Raw genomic sequence first — 16,000 nt, 5'->3', positions numbered from 1 at the left:
TCCGGTCCGGCGGGAACAGAACCGGCCGCCGTTTCCTGCGAGGTTGCGCTGAGGTGATCCGGAAAGCAGCAGCAACGGCGGCTTTCGCCAGGGAAACGGCGCCAGCTGATGACGGTCGGCGATTGCCGCGTGCCCCTGCCCTAGCGCGCCGGTTCGATGATGTTGCAGTTTGTCCGTCCCGACATCAGGCAATCCTGCATCCTGCTGGTCGCCGTCAGCTCACGGGCGAGCCACAGGCCGACCGCAAGAAGGGCGGCAGCGATGATCAGTCCCGCGACTGCGCCGCGGCGATTGTCGCTTCGTTCGGGGTCGGGCATCGATCAGGCGTTTCCTTGCGACGCCCCCACTTGTATCAGTTCCATCCGGCCGCGTCATACGCGCGGCCGATGGCGGACGGCGTCCTTGCTCGACGTCTCGGCGGCCGGCAGCAGCTGAGGGGCTGTCGGTGCACAGGTCGTCACAACGAAGGCGATCTGGCTGCAAGCCCAGCCGGCCCCCAGAGCGGCACTGGAGACAGGCCGCGGCCGAGCAAGAACCATCGCGGCACCGGCGAGGACCACGGCCAGAGCCACCATTGCCAGGGTTCGCGAGCTTACCAGGTTGAAGTTCATGGCCGATGCTCCGTTTCGTTTGGGTGCCGGACCTTACGTCGCCGGCCCCATGCTCCCTTGTGGGGGAAATCACATTTCGACAAATTTTCTGGACTAAGGAGGGTCGCCGATCCAGGGGCTTTGCGAGCGCGCGATTCACTGCGATATATGTGGCTTCATGGCGCACAGGGATGTACACGCTTGCTCGATCGCACGCAGTGAAGTAGCACCGCGTTCCCTGCGGTCGGACTGACCTAGGATTGATGTTGAAGAAGACAAGGCTCGTTCAATGAGTGGATTCAAGGAGCCCGGCTTTGCTGACCGCCAAAAGGCGGCCCAGCAGGCGAGGCAAAATCTCCTTAACAAGTTTCGTGCCCAGCCCGGACCCGACGATCCTGCGGTAGCGGCACGGCGCGCCGAGCGCGAGACGCTGGCTGCAAAGCGGACTGAGGCGAAGGCTGCCCGCGAAGCCGCGAAGGCCGAACAAAGGCGTCGCGAGCAAGAAGCCGCGGCGGCCGATGCAGCAAGGATCGCTCGCGAGAAGGAAGAGGCTGCCGCGAGGCTCGCCGAGATCGAGGCCGAACAGAAGGCCAAGCGCGACGCGCGCTATGCCGCGCGCAAGTCCAAGAAGAAGTAACTCCTCGATGCGGACGAGCGGCCCTGCAGCAAGTGCGCGGCAGGGCCATTGGCTGCGGACGAGCGCCATCCCGGCGTGGACGACCTCGCCGGCAGATCAATTCTTCTTCATCATGCCGTCGTCCTTCTTCATCCCGTCCTTGGGCATCGCATCCTTCTTCATGCCGTCATCCTTGGACATCGCGTCCTTCTTCATGCCGTCCTTGGACATGGTGTCCTTCTTCATGGCGTCGTCCTTGCCCATCTTGTCCTGAGCGAAGGCTGCGGGCGCAAGCGTCAGACTGAGCGAAACAGCGGCAACCGAGATGCCGAGCGCGATACGGGTGCGAATGGTCATGGTCTGCGTTCCTTCGAGAATGGTTTCCTGAGCGACGGATGCCGCCTCATTCTCGACGAGACTGCCTCGGCCGTTGTTACGCAGGCGCGCAAATATCTTGCCGGAGGCGTCTCTTGACCGGCCGAATCCCGCGTCTCCTTGTGTTCGACACAATTTTCGCCCGGCTCGGCCATTTTGGTGCCGTTCGGTTGACCAGATCGTCCGGCAAGGGTGCGCCGCAGCATCACTGCGGCTTACCGCCGCCGTCTCACACTATGAGAGTAGAGAATTCGGGACGAAGACCGGCGAGACGCTCATGCCGGTCTCACGCCCGATCAAAGAACTTTTGTCCCAGGGGAACCTCCATGCTTACACGCCGCCATCTCCTCACTGCAGCCGTTGCCGCGCCTGCCATCCTTCGCTTCGGTGTAGGGACGGCAAAAGCTGCGACCGCGCTGAAGATCTCGCACCAGTTTCCGGGCGGCACCATCGACAAGGGCGATTTCCGCGACCGATTGTGCCGCATGTTCGCAGCCGAAGTCGCAAAGCGCAGCGGCGGCGACATCACCGCCGAAGTTTATCCGAACTCCTCGCTGATCAAGACCACGGCGCAATTCTCGGCGATGCGCAAGGGCGCGCTCGACATCAGCCTCTATCCCATGCCCTACGCGGGCGGCGAGTTGCCCGAGACCAACATCGGACTGATGCCGGGGCTGGTGACCAACTACGATCAGGGGCTGCGCTGGAAGAAGGAGCCGGTCGGCAAGGCACTTAGCGATTTCCTGGCTGACAAGGGCATCCTCCTGCTCACCTGGGTCTGGCAGGCCGGTGGCGTCGCCAGCCGCTCCAGGCCGATCGTGGCTCCCGAAGACGTGAAGGGCATGAAAGTGCGCGGCGGGTCACGCGAGATGGACATGGTCCTGCAGACCGCCGGCGCGTCCGTCCTCTCGGTGCCTTCGAACGAAATCTATGCGGCCATGCAGACCGGCGCCTGCGACGCCGGCATTACCTCCTCCACCAGCCTGATCTCGTTCCGGCTTGAGGAAGTGTCCAAAGCGCTCACCTCCGGCGCCGGCGCGTCCTACTGGTTCATGCTTGAGCCGCTCATGATGTCGAAAGCGATCTTCGATAAGCTGCCGAAGAACCACCAGGACATCATCCTGGCCGTCGGCAGCGAGCTCGAGGAGTTCGGGAAGAAGGGCGCTCAGGCAGACGATATCGAAGTGGTCAAGGTCTATGAGAAGGCCGGCTGCAAGATCGCCAAGCTCGACACCGCGACCGTCGGGAAGTGGCGCGACATCGCCCGCGATACCGCCTGGAAGGACTATGGCGCGAAGACCGCGACCTCAGCCAGCCTCCTGAAGCTCGCCACCAACGTCTCCGCATGATGCACGGTCCGCTCCCGAGTCGTGGCGACCGGATGGATGCTGCTGCGGGGAATGGACTCGCAGCGGCGGTCGACCGCGTTCTTTCCATCTGCAATGGCATCATTGTTAGCCTCGCCGCGATCGCGTTGATAGCGGCCTGCGTCATCCTGAGCTACAGCGTGCTGAGCCGCGCGCTGTTCCAGAGCGCCAACTACTGGCAGGACGAGGCGGCGGTGTTTCTCCTGGTCGGCGCCACCTTCATGACCGCCGCCTATGTGCAGCAGCACCGCGGCCATATCGGCATCGAAGCCTTCGTCGGGCTGATGTCGCCGATGGCCAATCGGATCCGGCTCTGGCTTGTCGACCTCACAAGCTTCCTGTTCTGCGGCTTCTTCACCTGGAAATCGTGGACGCTGGCGCACGAAGCTTACGTCGACGGCCAGGTTTCGAATTCGATGTGGTCGCCTCCGCTCGCCATTCCCTACGGCCTGATGGGGCTAGGCATGACCCTGCTCTGCCTGCAGATCCTGGTCCAGCTCGCCGAGCCCTTCAGCGGGGCCAGACGGCGATGAGCGTGTTGGGCATCGGTCTATCTTACGGCCTCGCGACCCTGTTCGCGATGTTCTCGGGCATGCCGATCGCGTTTGCTCTGGGCGCCGTCGCGATCGTGTTCATGGGCATCTTCATGCCGGCGGCATCGCTCGACACCGTGACGCAGAACGTCTACGAGGAGATGGCGTCGATCACGCTGTTGTCGATCCCGCTCTTCATCCTCAAGGGCGCGGCCATCGGCAAATCGCGCGCCGGTCAGGACCTCTACTCGGCCTTGCACGCCTGGCTGCATCGCGTTCCCGGCGGGCTTGGCGTCGCCAATGTCTTCGCCTGCGCTCTGTTTGCCGCCATGGCGGGCTCTTCTCCCGCGACCTGCTCGGCAATCGGTTCAGCCGGCATTCCCGAGATGCGCAAGCGCGGCTATTCCGGCGGCTTTGCCGCAGGCATTATCGCCGCCGGCGGCACGCTCGGGATCCTGCTGCCGCCCTCGATCACCATGATCCTGTTTGCCGTCGCGGCGGAGAAGTCGCTCGGCCGGCTGTTTCTCGCAGGAATCGGGCCCGGACTTCTGCTCGTCACCCTGTTCGGCATCTATGCGGTCATCCGCTTCCGCCAGGAATATGCGGCAGCGCAGGCCGCATACGAGCAAAGCGGCACGGCTTCGGCCATCCTGACGCGCGACGAGTTCAGCCTGGCCGAACGCTTCAACGTGCTGCCGCGCGTCATTCCCTTCGTGCTCCTGCTGACCGGGGTCATGATCGCGCTTTACGGCGGCTACGCCACGCCGTCGGAGACCGCCGGTCTCGGCGGCCTCCTGGCGCTGGCGCTGATTGCCCTGATCTACAGCGTGTGGAAGCCGAGCGACCTCGGCCCGATCATGAGATCCACGATCCGGGAGTCGACCATGCTGATGATGATCATCGGCATGTCGCTGCTCTATTCCTATGTCATGAGCTATCTGCACATTTCACAGTCGGCCGCGGAATCGATCGTGGCGATGCATCTGCCGCGCTGGGGCCTGCTCGCCGCGATCCTCGGCATGGTGATCGTGCTCGGCTTCTTCCTGCCACCGGTCTCCATCATCCTGATGACCGCGCCGATCATCCTGCCGCCCCTGCGCGCCGCCAACTTCGACATCATCTGGTTCGGCGTCGTCATGACCATCGTGATGGAGATGGGACTCATTCACCCACCGGTCGGGTTGAATATCTTCGTCATCCGCAACGTGGCACCGGATATTTCGTTGAGCGAAGTCATCTGGGGTACGCTGCCGTTCGTGCTGCTGATGATGGGAGCGGTGCTGCTCCTGTGCATCGCGCCGGAGATCGCGACTTGGCTGCCTGACCTGGTGATGGGACGGGAGGGAGTAAGATAGCGTCGCGAGGGTAGCGGCTAGTCTGCCGCCCGCTTCGCCTTCGCGTTCAACGCTGAGGCCACCCGGCTGACCGGCGGGCGGCCGAGCACGCGGCTCATCTCGTTGGTCGCGGCGAGCAGCTTCTCCATGTCGATGCCGGTCCTGATCCCCATGCCATGGAGCATGTAGACGACGTCCTCGGTCGCCACATTGCCCGTCGCGCCTGGAGCGTAGGGGCAGCCGCCGAGGCCACCGGCGGCGGAGTCGATGACGCGCACGCCCTCCTCCATGCCGGCATAGAGATTGGCGAGCGCCTGGCCATAGGTGTCATGGAAATGCATTGCTAGACTGGCGACAGGGACCGTCCCGCCAACCGCGCGCAGGAGCTGTTTCGCCTTGAGCGGCGTGCCGACGCCGATGGTGTCGCCCAGCGAGATCTCGTAGCAGCCGAGGTCCCAAAGCGTCCTGGCGACCTCTGCGACCGCCTGCGGCTTGACCTCGCCGTCGAACGGGCAGCCGAGCACGCAGGAGATATAGGCGCGCACCTTGACGCCATCAGCCCCGGCACGCGCGAGCACAGGCTTGAATCGCTCGATGGACTCGGCGACCGAGCAATTGATGTTGGCGCGAGAAAACCCCTCTGAAGCGGAGGCGAACACCGATACAACCCTGGCGCCGGCGATTAGCGCCGCCTCATAGCCCTTCTCGTTCGGCACCAGGACGTGGAACTCGGCATCGGTGATATGGCTGACGCCCTTCAGGACCCGGTCGGAGCTCGCCATCTGGGGAACCGCCTTGGGCGAGACGAACGCGCCGACCTCGACCGTATGCAGCCCCGCGCCGACCAGCGCCTCGATGAAGCGGATACGCGCCTCCATGCTGACAGGCGTCTTCTCGTTCTGCAGGCCGTCGCGCGGCCCCATTTCGATGATGCGGACCTGTTCGCTCATCTCGCCCTCAGTCGCCTTGAGGCTCGACCTCGGCCAGCTCGGCGCCTTCCTGCACGATATCGCCGACCTTGCACCTGATCGCCCTCAATGTACCGGCAAACGGTGCGCGCAACGTCTGCTCCATCTTCATCACTTCCAGCGTCAGGATTGCGGCGCCCTTATCGAGCACCGTCCCTTCCTGCGCGAGGATGGCGACCACCGTACCGGGCAGCGGCGCGACAATCTTGTCCTCGCCGGTCTGCTCTTCGGTTTCCCCGCCGAAGGGATCGACCCAATGCAGATCGAACCGCCCGTTGCGCGTCCTCAGATAGAGCTCGTGGCCGTCGATCACGGCCGCGACCTGCGACTTGACGCCGTCGAGCGTGAGATCAAACCGGCCATTTTCGCCGGGTGACACCTCGAAGGCGAATTCGCGCTCGCCGGTCGATAGCGTCGAGGGACCGTTGCCGTATGTCAGGGTCACCTTCTGCTCGGGCCCATGCCCGACGCGGAAAGCGAATACCCGCTGCCGGCGCCCGACCGGCATCCAGCCAAAGGTTTGCCAGGGCGAACGTGCCTCGGTGCACACAGCTGCCCGCTCCTCGGCCACGATGGCCGCGACCGCAGCGCACAGTTCGAAATCCGAAGGAGCCGCAGGCGGACGCGCCAGATTCGCCAGCTCACGCTCGATAAGGCCGGTATCGATCGTATTCGCCCGCACCTTATCGTGCGTCAGCAGCGCCGACAGGAACGGAATATTGGTGACAACGCCGCGGACGTCGGCCTCCTCGAGGCCGCGGTTGAGGCGCTCAATGGCCGCTTCGCGCGTCGGCGCCCAGGCGATCATTTTGGCCAGCATCGCATCGTAATAGGGCGAGACCGCATCACCCTCGCGATAGCCGGCGTCGATGCGCAGGCCGCTCACCGCTGCCGGCAGGCGCCAGGTCTTGATCCTGCCGACCGAGGGCATGAAATTCTTGTTCGGGTTCTCGGCGTAGACCCGCGCCTCGATGGCGTGGCCGTTGAGACGGATCTGGTCCTGACTGAGCGGCAATCCCTCGCCGAACGCCACCCGCAATTGCCACTCCACCAGGTCGATGCCGGTGATCAGTTCGGTGACGGGGTGCTCGACTTGCAGGCGCGTGTTCATCTCGATGAAGAACACGTCCTTGCCATCGGAAACGAACTCGATGGTGCCGGCGCCGACATAATTGACCGCGCCAGCCGCCTTGCGTGCGGCGGCGCAGACCTTCTCGCGTTGCGCGGCATTCAAGGTCGGCGATGGCGCCTCCTCGATCACCTTCTGGTGCCGCCGCTGCAACGTGCATTCGCGCTCGAACAGCGACAGCAGGTTGCCATGGCTGTCGCCGATCACCTGCACCTCGATATGGCGGGGATTGTCGACGTACTTCTCGATCAGGAGGCGGTCGTCGCCGAACGCCGCCTTGGCTTCGCGCTTGGCGCTGACGATCGCCGGCGAGAGCTCGGCGGCCGAACGGACGATGCGCATGCCGCGACCGCCGCCGCCAGCGGAAGCCTTCACCAGGACCGGAAAGCCGATCCTCTCGGCCGCGCCCGAAAGCGTCGCCTCATCCTGCGCTTCGCCGTGATAGCCCGGCACCAGCGGCACGCCGGCCTTCTCCATCAGCGCCTTGGAGCCGGACTTTGAGCCCATCGCCGTCATCATCTCAGCGGTCGGGCCGACGAACACCAGTTCTGCGTCGAGGCAGGCCCTGGCAAAGTCAGCGTTCTCGGACAGAAAGCCGTAGCCGGGATGCACGGCCTCGGCGCCGGTCCTGCGGGCCGCCTCGATCAGGCGTTCGACGTTGAGATAGCTGTCGCGCGCGCGAGCCGGCCCGAGCAGCACGGCTTCATCGGCCATGCTTACATGCATCGCGCCGCGATCGGCCTCGGAATAGACCGCCACCGTCCGCAAGCCCATGGCGCGCGCTGTGCGAATAACGCGACAGGCGATTTCGCCGCGGTTGGCGATCAGGAGGGTACGGAAACGCCGGTACAGGTTCGAGCGGTCCATCGTCACATCCTGAACAGGCCAAACTTCGTTGGTTCGATCGGCGCGTTCGAGGCCGCAGAAAGCCCGAGGCCGAGCACGAGCCTGGTATCGGCGGGATCAATCACACCGTCGTCCCAGAGCCGCGCGGTTGCGTAGTAGGGATTGCCCTGGCTTTCATATTGAGCGCGGATCGGCGCGCGGAAGGATTCCTCCTCCTCCTTCGACCAGCTCTCACCCTTGGCTTCGATGTTGTCGCGCCGCACCTGGCTCAGCACCATGGAGGCCTGCTCGCCACCCATCACGGAGATGCGGGCGTTCGGCCACATCCAGAGGAAGCGCGGGCCATAAGCCCTCCCGCACATGCCGTAGTTGCCGGCACCGTAGGAGCCGCCGATCACCACGGTGAACTTCGGCACCGAGGCGGTCGCAACCGCGGTTACCAGCTTGGCGCCGTCGCGCGCGATTCCGCCCGCCTCGTATTTCCTGCCGACCATGAAGCCGGTGATGTTCTGCAGGAACACCAGCGGGATGCCGCGCTGGCAGCACAGCTCGATGAAATGCGCGCCCTTGAGCGAGCTTTCGCTGAACAGGATGCCGTTGTTGGCGATGATGCCGACCGGATAGCCAAAGATGTGAGCAAAGCCGCACACCAGCGTCTGGCCGTAGAGCTTCTTGAATTCGTCGAACTCGGAGCCGTCGACCACGCGCGCGATGATATCGCGGACATCGAACGGTTTCCTGCCGTCGACGGGGACGACACCGTAGATCTCCTCCGCGGGGAAAAGCGGCTCGCGCGCCTCGCGCATGTTGAGCGCCGGCCGCGTCGGGGGCTTAAATGTCGCAACGATGCGCCGGGCGATCCCGATCGCATGGGCATCGTTCTGGGCGTAATGATCGGTGACACCGGAATGGCGGGAATGCACGTCGGCCCCGCCGAGTTCTTCCGCGCTCACCACCTCGCCGGTCGCCGCCTTCACCAGTGGCGGGCCGCCGAGGAAGATGGTGCCTTGATTGCGCACGATGATGCTTTCGTCCGACATCGCCGGCACGTAGGCGCCCCCCGCCGTGCAGGATCCCATCACGATCGCGATCTGGGGAATTCCAAGCGCGGACATCTGCGCCTGGTTGTAGAAGATGCGGCCGAAATGCCGCTCGTCGGGAAAGATCTCGTCCTGCAGCGGGAGAAAGGCGCCGCCGGAATCGACCATGTAGACGCATGGCAGGTTGTTCTGGCGCGCGATGTCCTGTGCGCGCAGATGCTTCTTCACCGTCATCGGATAGTAGGTGCCGCCCTTGATCGTCGCGTCGTTGGCGACGATCACGCATTCGCGCCCCGAGATCCGCCCCACCCCGGTGATGACGCTTGCCGAATGCACGTCGCCGCCATAGAGGCCGTAAGCGGCGAGCGGCGACAACTCGAGAAAGGCGGTGCCGGGGTCGACGAGGAGATCGACGCGCTGGCGCGCGAGCATCTTGCCGCGTGCCGTGTGCCTCTTGCGCGAGGCCTCCCCGCCAGCGTCGGCTACGAGACCGAGCTTCTCGCGCAGGTCGGCGACCAGGGCGCGCATCGCCTCAGCGTTGCGGGCAAAGTCGGAGGATGAGGGATCAATGCTGGAATGGAGCGGCATGGCGTTCCGGACTTGAGGGACGGCGCAATTTGCGTCTTGCGTCTTGCGGCTGGATCATGGTGGCATCAGATTGCCACTCGGCGCAATCCCAGGCCTTTGAAACCGCTCACCCCGCCCCAAGCCGGGTCCTACGCTAATGGGTCCAAGGTTCGCCGCGCCGAAAGGAGAAATTGTCCGCATAGGCAACAGACCGCCGCACGGGCTCCTTGGGCTCGATCACCTGGTAAGGAATGCCCTTGCGCTCGCAATAGGCGACCGCCTCTTCCTTGGTGTGGAAACGCAGCGTGATCTGCTGCTTCATGTCGGCCGACGAGGTCCAGCCCATCAGGGGCTCGACCGCGCGCGGCTTCTCAGGCTCATAGTCGAGCTGCCATTCCCGGGTCTTGGCCTTCCCCGATTGCATGGCGTTCTTGGCGGGCTTGAAAATACGTGCGGTCATGGGCGGGCCGGACCCTTAAAGGCTATGCGACACGGAAGCGCTTGGTGGAAACCGCCGGGATAGTATAGAGACACCTTTCAAGGATTTGATCGGTGATTCCTCGTCCAGGAGGTTACCCTGCCGGTCCGTATAGTCATTATACCGCGCCGTGACAATCTCGTGTCTTGCGCTTTGCGAGCGGGAACGAGGGGCTGGCGGCGCGGCGGTGTCTTGATCTCGTCGCGAAAGCATCACCTCGCATGGGCCTCTTGAAGATCAACGCAACCCTACCCGAAAAGGGCCGCGACCTCCGGCTCGACCTGTTTCGCGGGGTGGCGAACTGGGCGATTTACCTGGACCATATCCCCGACAACGTCGTGAACTGGATTACGACCCGGAACTACGGCTTCAGCGACGCCGCCGACCTTTTCGTCTTCATCTCCGGCTATACGGCTTCCTTTGTCTATGCGCGGATGATGCTTGAACGCGGCTTCATCGTCGGCGCCACCAGGCTGACCAAGCGCGTGTGGCAGCTCTACGTGGCCCATATCGTCCTGTTCGTCATCTACATCGCCGCGATTAGCTATCTGGCGCTGCGTTTTGGCGACTCGGAGATGATCAACGAGTTCAACGTCACCGGGCTGGTCGACCACGCGACTGAAACCCTGCGGCAGGGCCTTTTCCTGAGGTTCAAGCCTGTCAATCTCGACGTGCTGCCGCTCTACATCGTGCTGATGGGACTCTTCCCGCCGGTGTTATGGTTCATGCTGCGTCAGCCCGACCTGACGATGCTCGCCTCGATCGTACTGTGGCTGCTGGCGGGCCACTTCGGCTGGAATCTCACGGCCTATCCGGCCGGCACCTGGTACTTCAACCCGTTCTGCTGGCAGGTGCTGTTCGTATTCGGTGCCTGGTGTGCAATGGGTGGCGCGAAGCGATCGGTGTCGCTCATCAATGCGCCCATCACGCTCTATTTCTGCATCGCTTACCTGATCTTCGCGCTCATCATGACCATGGCCGGCCGTTTCCCCGATTTCGGAGCGCTGTTCCCGGACTGGCTCTATTCGGCGTTCAACCCGAACGACAAGACCTTTCTCCCGCCTTACCGTTTCCTGCACTTCGTCGTGATCGTGATCCTTGTCATCCGCTTTGTCCCGAAGGAGTGGCCGGGCCTAGAGTGGAAGATATTCGATCCGCTGGTCGTCTGCGGCCAGCAGTCGCTCGCCGTATTCTGCGTCGGCGTATTCCTTTCCTTCGTGGGACATTTCGAACTGAGCATGAGCTCGGGCTCGCTGTTCGCCCAGATCTTCGTCAGCCTGACCGGAATCGCGATCATGACCACGGTCGCCTATTACATCTCCTGGTCGAAGCGGCAGGACAAGCCGCTCCCGAAGCCCACCCCGACAAAGGCGGGCTGATTCCACAGGGGCCACCGGAAAGACCGGCCCGACGCGACGGTTTTCTGTCCGGTTGACCTGGGTCAACCCGATTCCATTCGAGGGAACTAGATTGCGGTGCGGACCTAGGTACGCCGCAGCCCCGGGGCGACCGCGAGCTTGCGAGTTCTTCGAAGCGTGTGTTCAGGGGCCCCGCGTGGTAAAGGCGAACGGCCTGACGCCAGGCTTGTCCGGCCCGATCTTATTGCGGCGATCAATATGGAAATGAAGGTTGCGCCACCGTCCGCTGCCAAGACCGGAACCGGGCTTGCAGCCACCCGGTTGCGGGTGTCGCCACTGAGGCTCGTTTCCGTGGCGCTGCCTTTGCTCGTCCTCGTCTCCGCGGGCTGGTGGCTTTGGCGTGGTCCGACCATCACCGTCGTGAACGTGAGCCGCGGCGACGCGGCAGAAATCGTTTACGCCACAGGCGCGGTCGAGCCCGAGACGTGGTCGCGCTCGACACCGCTGGTGCGAGGCCGCATCGTGGAGCGATGCCGCTGCGAAGGAAAGTTGGTCAAGGCCGGCGACGTTCTGGCGCGCCTCGACGACAAGGAGCCCTTGGCGACGTTGAACGACCTGCGGGCGCTGGAAGTGTTCCAGCGCCGGGAATTTGACCGGCAAACCCAGCTGCTGGAGCGCGGCGCCACGACGTCCCAGTCCTATCAGCGTGCCGAAAGCGACCTGGCGCGAATCCAGGCCCAGATCGCCGCTCAAACGCAGCGACTGGACCACTACAAGCTGTTGGCCCCGATGGATGGCGTCGTGCTCAAGGAAGACGGCGAGGTCGGAGATATGGTCGATCCTGGCACCATCCTCTACCGGATCGGCCTGGAGAAGCCGCTGTGGGTTGTTGCTGACGTCAACGAAGAGGATATCCCGCGCGTCCAGATTGGCCAGAAGGCCTTGCTGCGTACCGATGCCTTTGCCAACCAGCCGTTGTCCGGTCACGTCAAGCAAATCACCCCGGCGGGCGATCCCGTTTCCAAGACATTCCGCGTCCGCATCGGGCTGCCGGACGACACGCCGCTGCGGGTCGGCATGAGCGTAGAAGCCAACATCATCACCCGCGAGAAGCGCGACGTCGTTCTGGTCCCTGCAAACGCAGTGGTCAACAACGGCGTGTTCGTGATCGAGAACGACCGCGCTCGCATCCGTAAGATCAGCACTGGCATCCGCGGCAGCGGCTTTGTTGAAGTTCTCGACGGGGTGCGTGAGGGTGACGTGGTCGCCTCCCCGGCTACAACGAACATTCGTGACGGATCCCGGGTTCGGTCTGAACTGACCGGATCCGGTGCGCCATGAACCTCGTCCTCTCGATCGCCTGGACCCATGTCCGGCACCGAGCGCGCCAGACGCTGGTAGCCATCGCCGGCGTTATGACCGGCGTCGGGTTCTCAGTGATGATGGCAGCGATGATGGAGGGGTCCCAGGACGACTTCATCAAGACCCTGGTCGACGCGCTGCCGCACATCTCGATCACCGACGAGCTGCGCGAGCCGACCCGGCAGCCTGCCGACAAGTTCTATGCAGCAGCTGAGTTCCATGGCCTCACCCCGGATGTCCGGCGTCCCGGCATCAAGAACCCGATGGCAACAATCGCATCCCTGCAAAGCTGGGTGCCGGGCGCACTGACGCCCTCGGTTCAGTCCAAGGCCGTGCTCCGCTTTGCCGGCCGCAATTTGACGATCTCGGTGATCGGCATCGATCCCCGCACCGAGGCCGACGTGTCCAACCTGGCGACGCACATGAAGCAGGGCACGCTGAATTCGCTTTACCGGTCTTCGAATGCAATTCTGATTGGCGACCGCCTTGCCCAAAAAATCGGCGCGCGGGTGAATTCCAACATTACGCTCGCCTCAGCCGAAGGCTCGACGATGAATGCAACCGTGGTCGGCATGTTTCACTCAGGCTTCCGCACCACTGACGAAACCACGGGGTACGTGCTGCTCAAGACAGCACAGATCCTGGAAAGGCAAACCGGCATTATCAATGAGATCCGCGTTCGGACGCAGGATCCGATGCAGGCTCGTCTGATCAGCGAACGGATCGGCGAGCAGACTGGCTATAAGTCGATCTCGTGGCAGGAGGCGCAAGAGGACCTTCTCTCGGCGATAACGCTGCGTAACGTGTTGATGTACACCATCGTCGGCGCCATTCTGCTGGTGGCAAGCTTCGGCACCTACAACATCATCTCCACGATCACGCACGAAAAGACGCGTGACATCGCTATCATGAAATCCCTGGGATTCCGGGACGGAATGATCAGAACGATCTTCATTGTGGAGGCGCTGCTTGTCGGATTTGTCGGCTCGGCGCTGGGCTGGGCTCTGGGCTATCTGATGACGCGAGGGCTGGCGTCCCTCGAATTCAAGACGCCGTTCTCGGACTTCAATCACCTGCCCGTCCTCTACTCGGTCAAGCACTATCTGCTGGCGACGGCGGTTGCGCTGTTATCGAGCTTCGTCGCGGGGTACTTCCCCGCCCGTGCTGCAGCTCGGCTGCACCCCGTGGACATCATCAGGGGCGCGACGTGACAACGGCTCTCATTGAAGCGCGGCACATGACCAGGATCCTTTCCGGTGTCGTGCCGGTTACGCTGGTGCAGGACATCAGCCTAACCATCATGCCGTGCGAATTCGTCGCCATCACCGGTCCCTCGGGATCGGGCAAGTCGTCGCTACTTTACCTGCTGGGCCTGCTTGATCTGCCGACCAGCGGCGACGTGCTGATTAACGGACGATCCACGCGCACGATGACCGAGGAGGAGCGCGCAGAGGTTCGGCTCGCTCACCTCGGCTTCGTGTTCCAGTTCCACTTTCTCCTGCCGGAGTTCTCGATCACGGAAAATGTCGCGCTGCCGATGCGCGCGCTGGGCCGCCTGGCACCCCGCGCCATCGTAGCCCGCGCCGAGGATCTGCTGGACTCGCTCGGTCTCGGCGATCACCTGCGCAAGACTCCGGACCAGCTATCGGGCGGCCAGCGCCAACGAGTTGCGGTGGCACGGGCGCTTGCCAACGACCCTCCCGTGATCCTCGCCGATGAACCGACAGGCAGTCTCGATTCCGTCTCCACGGAACAGGTATTCGACATCCTGCGCGATCTGGTCGAGCAACAGGGAAAAGCGGTCGTTTCCGTTACCCACGATCTCAATCTCGCCGCGCGCATGCACCGTCAAATCCGCATCATCGACGGGCGATTGGCCAGCGACGAGCGCTCGATTGGCGCAAATGCGTAAGCGGCCCAGCCATAGGGTCAGGGGTGCAAGAGACTATTCGCAAGAGAATATTAACCACGATGACTTACGCTTTTGTCCGTCATGGATACGCAATTTCTGCCGCAGCAGATCGTGGTTCAAGAGCCAGCCTGCGCAAGGATCGTGAGGCTGCGCATTGCGGAACGTCCGAAGGCCGCGAACGACAACGAGGTGAAGTGGCCCCTCGTCCCGTTCCCCGACGGCTGGTACGCCTGCTGCTAGCACCTATTGAAGCGTCTTCGGTGATCTGACGCATCGCACGATCGCGCTCATACAGGAGCCACAACGCCCGGGCGGAATGTGCTCGCCGAGTGGCGTCGGATATTCACTCGGCCCTTAAAATCCGACCCTCATTGGCGTACCTGGCTTCCAGGAGTTCGATGACGGCGTGGAGATGTCCACGAGGGAACCCGGTATCGGGGCACGTCGAAGCCCTATCAGGTCCATCAGGTGCTCTAAGACGAAATCGCCCGCAGTTACCCCTCTCTGATCGAGAGCCTGCAGCCGCTGCGGCAAGTGCCGCAAGGTCGACGCCGCCAAGTGCCTGCGCGACGGCTGGCCGAAGTGCTGCGGCGTGAACGCGCGACTGCATCCGAAGATGAACAACACATGAGCCGCAAGAAGAACTGGCCGCCCTACCTCTACCGCTGGGACCGGCAGGGCCGCAAAGGCTGGCGCGCGGGACCATGAACTTGCCGACGGCTATCGAAGGTAACTAGTCGCAAAGCGGTGCGGCGGACTGGCCGCGGCTCAACCGGAGTCGTTTAGCGCTCCAGTAGTATGACTCGACTATAACAACCGGCACGTCTAGACTGCGCGCGGGCCGGGTTTATTGATGCACACCTCTAATAACAAATCTCTGGAAGACGACGCCAGGCGCATCGCGATCGAGATGGGCGACCCCGCGATCGACGACAGCGAATGGGAAATCTTCTTCGGAAGGCGTTTCGGGGTCCTGGAGGATAAGCGCGAGGCGAAGATGCTTTTCGCCTATTCTGCCGCGCACACGGTTGCCGGGCACGCGCAGAGCGAGTTGGAAGCGCCTCCGCGACGCACGGCCACCATGGTGCTGCTGGCGTTGGCAGCGACCGCCGTGCTCTACGCCCCGCTCTACCTGTACGCCCAGGCCGGCTACGTCCCCGGGGATCCGCACATCCTTAGACAGCACTTTGTCCGGCTCGACCAGAACGCCTGGATCGCCTACTTCGGAACGCATGCGCGGGCCAGAACCGATACGGCCGACTATCCGGCCCGCTCCACGCTGCAGCTCTACGAGGACAGCCGCCCGCTCGGCCCGGCCCACGCGCCGCACCGCGAGATCGCGACCAATGGCGGCGGCAGGTATTCGCACTGGTTCAACGGCCTCGAAACGCTGATCTTTTCGACAAGCGACAATTCCGACCCCAATACCAACGGGCGGACCTATCGGGCGATCGATCCCGAATATCGTGATCCCTACCTGCCCGGGCGCAAACGGGAAGCTGTCGCGGCGAAATAATCCGAAGAA

16 protein-coding genes are annotated in these 16,000 nt (G+C 63.3%); 9 read left to right on the top strand and 7 right to left on the bottom strand.

Annotated features, from left to right (window positions below):
* Nucleotides 1-140: 140 nt before the first annotated feature.
* Both HY852_RS07920 and HY852_RS07915 read right to left on the bottom strand, forming a co-directional pair.
* Complete coding sequence (locus tag HY852_RS07920; RefSeq protein ID WP_291603864.1) at nucleotides 141-317, bottom strand: hypothetical protein; 177 nt, start codon at nucleotides 315-317, stop codon at nucleotides 141-143.
* A gap of 54 nt (nucleotides 318-371) precedes the next feature.
* The gene (locus HY852_RS07915) at nucleotides 372-611 is read right to left on the bottom strand and encodes a hypothetical protein (RefSeq protein WP_291603863.1); all 240 of its coding nucleotides are present in this window, start codon (nucleotides 609-611) and stop codon (nucleotides 372-374) included.
* A 268-nt stretch (nucleotides 612-879) separates the two neighbouring features.
* On the opposite strand from HY852_RS07915, the gene HY852_RS07910 reads away from it, so the two are divergent.
* A complete protein-coding gene (locus tag HY852_RS07910; RefSeq protein ID WP_291603862.1) occupies nucleotides 880-1,227 on the top strand; it encodes a DUF6481 family protein in 348 nt (115 codons plus the stop codon).
* 96 nt (nucleotides 1,228-1,323) lie between these two features.
* Here the strand turns inward: HY852_RS07910 and HY852_RS07905 are convergent, their stop codons facing one another.
* Nucleotides 1,324-1,563, bottom strand: a complete 240-nt coding sequence (locus tag HY852_RS07905; RefSeq protein WP_291603861.1) for a pentapeptide MXKDX repeat protein — start codon at nucleotides 1,561-1,563, stop codon at nucleotides 1,324-1,326.
* A 344-nt stretch (nucleotides 1,564-1,907) separates the two neighbouring features.
* On the opposite strand from HY852_RS07905, the gene dctP reads away from it, so the two are divergent.
* The 3 genes from dctP to HY852_RS07890 are packed head-to-tail and all read left to right on the top strand — an operon-like array spanning nucleotide 1,908 to nucleotide 4,836.
* Complete coding sequence (dctP, locus tag HY852_RS07900; protein WP_291603860.1) at nucleotides 1,908-2,930, top strand: TRAP transporter substrate-binding protein DctP; 1,023 nt, start codon at nucleotides 1,908-1,910, stop codon at nucleotides 2,928-2,930.
* Nucleotides 2,927-3,481: a TRAP transporter small permease gene (locus HY852_RS07895; RefSeq protein ID WP_291603859.1), complete on the top strand. Its 555-nt coding sequence runs from the start codon at nucleotides 2,927-2,929 to the stop codon at nucleotides 3,479-3,481. The genes dctP and HY852_RS07895 overlap by 4 nt, the downstream gene beginning before the upstream one ends.
* On the top strand, nucleotides 3,478-4,836 hold the full coding sequence (locus HY852_RS07890) for a TRAP transporter large permease (RefSeq protein WP_291603858.1): 1,359 nt from the start codon (nucleotides 3,478-3,480) through the stop codon (nucleotides 4,834-4,836). Before HY852_RS07895 ends, HY852_RS07890 begins: the two co-directional genes overlap by 4 nt.
* Before the next feature lie 17 nt (nucleotides 4,837-4,853).
* Here the strand turns inward: HY852_RS07890 and HY852_RS07885 are convergent, their stop codons facing one another.
* The 4 genes from HY852_RS07885 to HY852_RS07870 form a co-directional block, all read right to left on the bottom strand.
* Complete coding sequence (locus HY852_RS07885; RefSeq protein WP_291603857.1) at nucleotides 4,854-5,765, bottom strand: hydroxymethylglutaryl-CoA lyase; 912 nt, start codon at nucleotides 5,763-5,765, stop codon at nucleotides 4,854-4,856.
* 7 nt (nucleotides 5,766-5,772) lie between these two features.
* Complete coding sequence (locus HY852_RS07880) at nucleotides 5,773-7,779, bottom strand: acetyl/propionyl/methylcrotonyl-CoA carboxylase subunit alpha (RefSeq protein WP_291603856.1); 2,007 nt, start codon at nucleotides 7,777-7,779, stop codon at nucleotides 5,773-5,775.
* Between the two features lie 2 nt (nucleotides 7,780-7,781).
* On the bottom strand, nucleotides 7,782-9,386 hold the full coding sequence (locus HY852_RS07875; protein ID WP_291603855.1) for a carboxyl transferase domain-containing protein: 1,605 nt from the start codon (nucleotides 9,384-9,386) through the stop codon (nucleotides 7,782-7,784).
* Nucleotides 9,387-9,519: 133 nt separating this feature from the next.
* Nucleotides 9,520-9,825, bottom strand: a complete 306-nt coding sequence (locus tag HY852_RS07870) for an ETC complex I subunit (protein ID WP_291603853.1) — start codon at nucleotides 9,823-9,825, stop codon at nucleotides 9,520-9,522.
* A gap of 239 nt (nucleotides 9,826-10,064) precedes the next feature.
* Here HY852_RS07870 and HY852_RS07865 point away from each other — a divergent pair, with 239 nt between their 5' ends.
* From HY852_RS07865 to HY852_RS07845, 5 genes are all read left to right on the top strand, one after another.
* Nucleotides 10,065-11,222 carry an OpgC domain-containing protein gene (locus tag HY852_RS07865; RefSeq protein ID WP_291603852.1) on the top strand — a complete coding sequence of 386 codons (1,158 nt, stop codon included), beginning with the start codon at nucleotides 10,065-10,067 and terminating at the stop codon, nucleotides 11,220-11,222.
* A gap of 237 nt (nucleotides 11,223-11,459) precedes the next feature.
* The gene (locus HY852_RS07860; RefSeq protein WP_291603850.1) at nucleotides 11,460-12,542 is read left to right on the top strand and encodes an efflux RND transporter periplasmic adaptor subunit; all 1,083 of its coding nucleotides are present in this window, start codon (nucleotides 11,460-11,462) and stop codon (nucleotides 12,540-12,542) included.
* Nucleotides 12,539-13,774 carry an ABC transporter permease gene (locus HY852_RS07855; RefSeq protein ID WP_291603848.1) on the top strand — a complete coding sequence of 412 codons (1,236 nt, stop codon included), beginning with the start codon at nucleotides 12,539-12,541 and terminating at the stop codon, nucleotides 13,772-13,774. The genes HY852_RS07860 and HY852_RS07855 overlap by 4 nt, the downstream gene beginning before the upstream one ends.
* A gap of 26 nt (nucleotides 13,775-13,800) precedes the next feature.
* A complete protein-coding gene (locus HY852_RS07850; protein ID WP_291603846.1) occupies nucleotides 13,801-14,475 on the top strand; it encodes an ABC transporter ATP-binding protein in 675 nt (224 codons plus the stop codon).
* Between the two features lie 853 nt (nucleotides 14,476-15,328).
* Complete coding sequence (locus HY852_RS07845) at nucleotides 15,329-15,991, top strand: hypothetical protein (RefSeq protein WP_291603845.1); 663 nt, start codon at nucleotides 15,329-15,331, stop codon at nucleotides 15,989-15,991.
* The last annotated feature ends 9 nt before the right edge of the window (nucleotides 15,992-16,000 follow it).

This window comes from Bradyrhizobium sp. (assembly GCF_016213215.1).
Taxonomy (GTDB): Bacteria; Pseudomonadota; Alphaproteobacteria; order Rhizobiales; family Xanthobacteraceae; genus Bradyrhizobium.
Note: the sequence above shows the minus strand (reverse complement) of the source record. Positions and strands in the feature narration are given on the sequence as shown.

Bases quoted from the DNA above. Each gene is read 5' to 3' on its own strand.
- HY852_RS07920 (WP_291603864.1), bottom strand. From the start codon at position 317: ATGCCCGACCCCGAACGAAGCGACAATCGCCGCGGCGCAGTCGCGGGA.
- HY852_RS07915 (WP_291603863.1), bottom strand. From the start codon at position 611: ATGAACTTCAACCTGGTAAGCTCGCGAACCCTGGCAATGGTGGCTCTG.
- HY852_RS07910 (WP_291603862.1), top strand. From the start codon at position 880: ATGAGTGGATTCAAGGAGCCCGGCTTTGCTGACCGCCAAAAGGCGGCC.
- HY852_RS07905 (WP_291603861.1), bottom strand. From the start codon at position 1,563: ATGACCATTCGCACCCGTATCGCGCTCGGCATCTCGGTTGCCGCTGTT.
- dctP (WP_291603860.1), top strand. From the start codon at position 1,908: ATGCTTACACGCCGCCATCTCCTCACTGCAGCCGTTGCCGCGCCTGCC.
- HY852_RS07895 (WP_291603859.1), top strand. From the start codon at position 2,927: ATGATGCACGGTCCGCTCCCGAGTCGTGGCGACCGGATGGATGCTGCT.
- HY852_RS07890 (WP_291603858.1), top strand. From the start codon at position 3,478: ATGAGCGTGTTGGGCATCGGTCTATCTTACGGCCTCGCGACCCTGTTC.
- HY852_RS07885 (WP_291603857.1), bottom strand. From the start codon at position 5,765: ATGAGCGAACAGGTCCGCATCATCGAAATGGGGCCGCGCGACGGCCTG.
- HY852_RS07880 (WP_291603856.1), bottom strand. From the start codon at position 7,779: ATGGACCGCTCGAACCTGTACCGGCGTTTCCGTACCCTCCTGATCGCC.
- HY852_RS07875 (WP_291603855.1), bottom strand. From the start codon at position 9,386: ATGCCGCTCCATTCCAGCATTGATCCCTCATCCTCCGACTTTGCCCGC.
- HY852_RS07870 (WP_291603853.1), bottom strand. From the start codon at position 9,825: ATGACCGCACGTATTTTCAAGCCCGCCAAGAACGCCATGCAATCGGGG.
- HY852_RS07865 (WP_291603852.1), top strand. From the start codon at position 10,065: ATGGGCCTCTTGAAGATCAACGCAACCCTACCCGAAAAGGGCCGCGAC.
- HY852_RS07860 (WP_291603850.1), top strand. From the start codon at position 11,460: ATGGAAATGAAGGTTGCGCCACCGTCCGCTGCCAAGACCGGAACCGGG.
- HY852_RS07855 (WP_291603848.1), top strand. From the start codon at position 12,539: ATGAACCTCGTCCTCTCGATCGCCTGGACCCATGTCCGGCACCGAGCG.
- HY852_RS07850 (WP_291603846.1), top strand. From the start codon at position 13,801: ATGACCAGGATCCTTTCCGGTGTCGTGCCGGTTACGCTGGTGCAGGAC.
- HY852_RS07845 (WP_291603845.1), top strand. From the start codon at position 15,329: ATGCACACCTCTAATAACAAATCTCTGGAAGACGACGCCAGGCGCATC.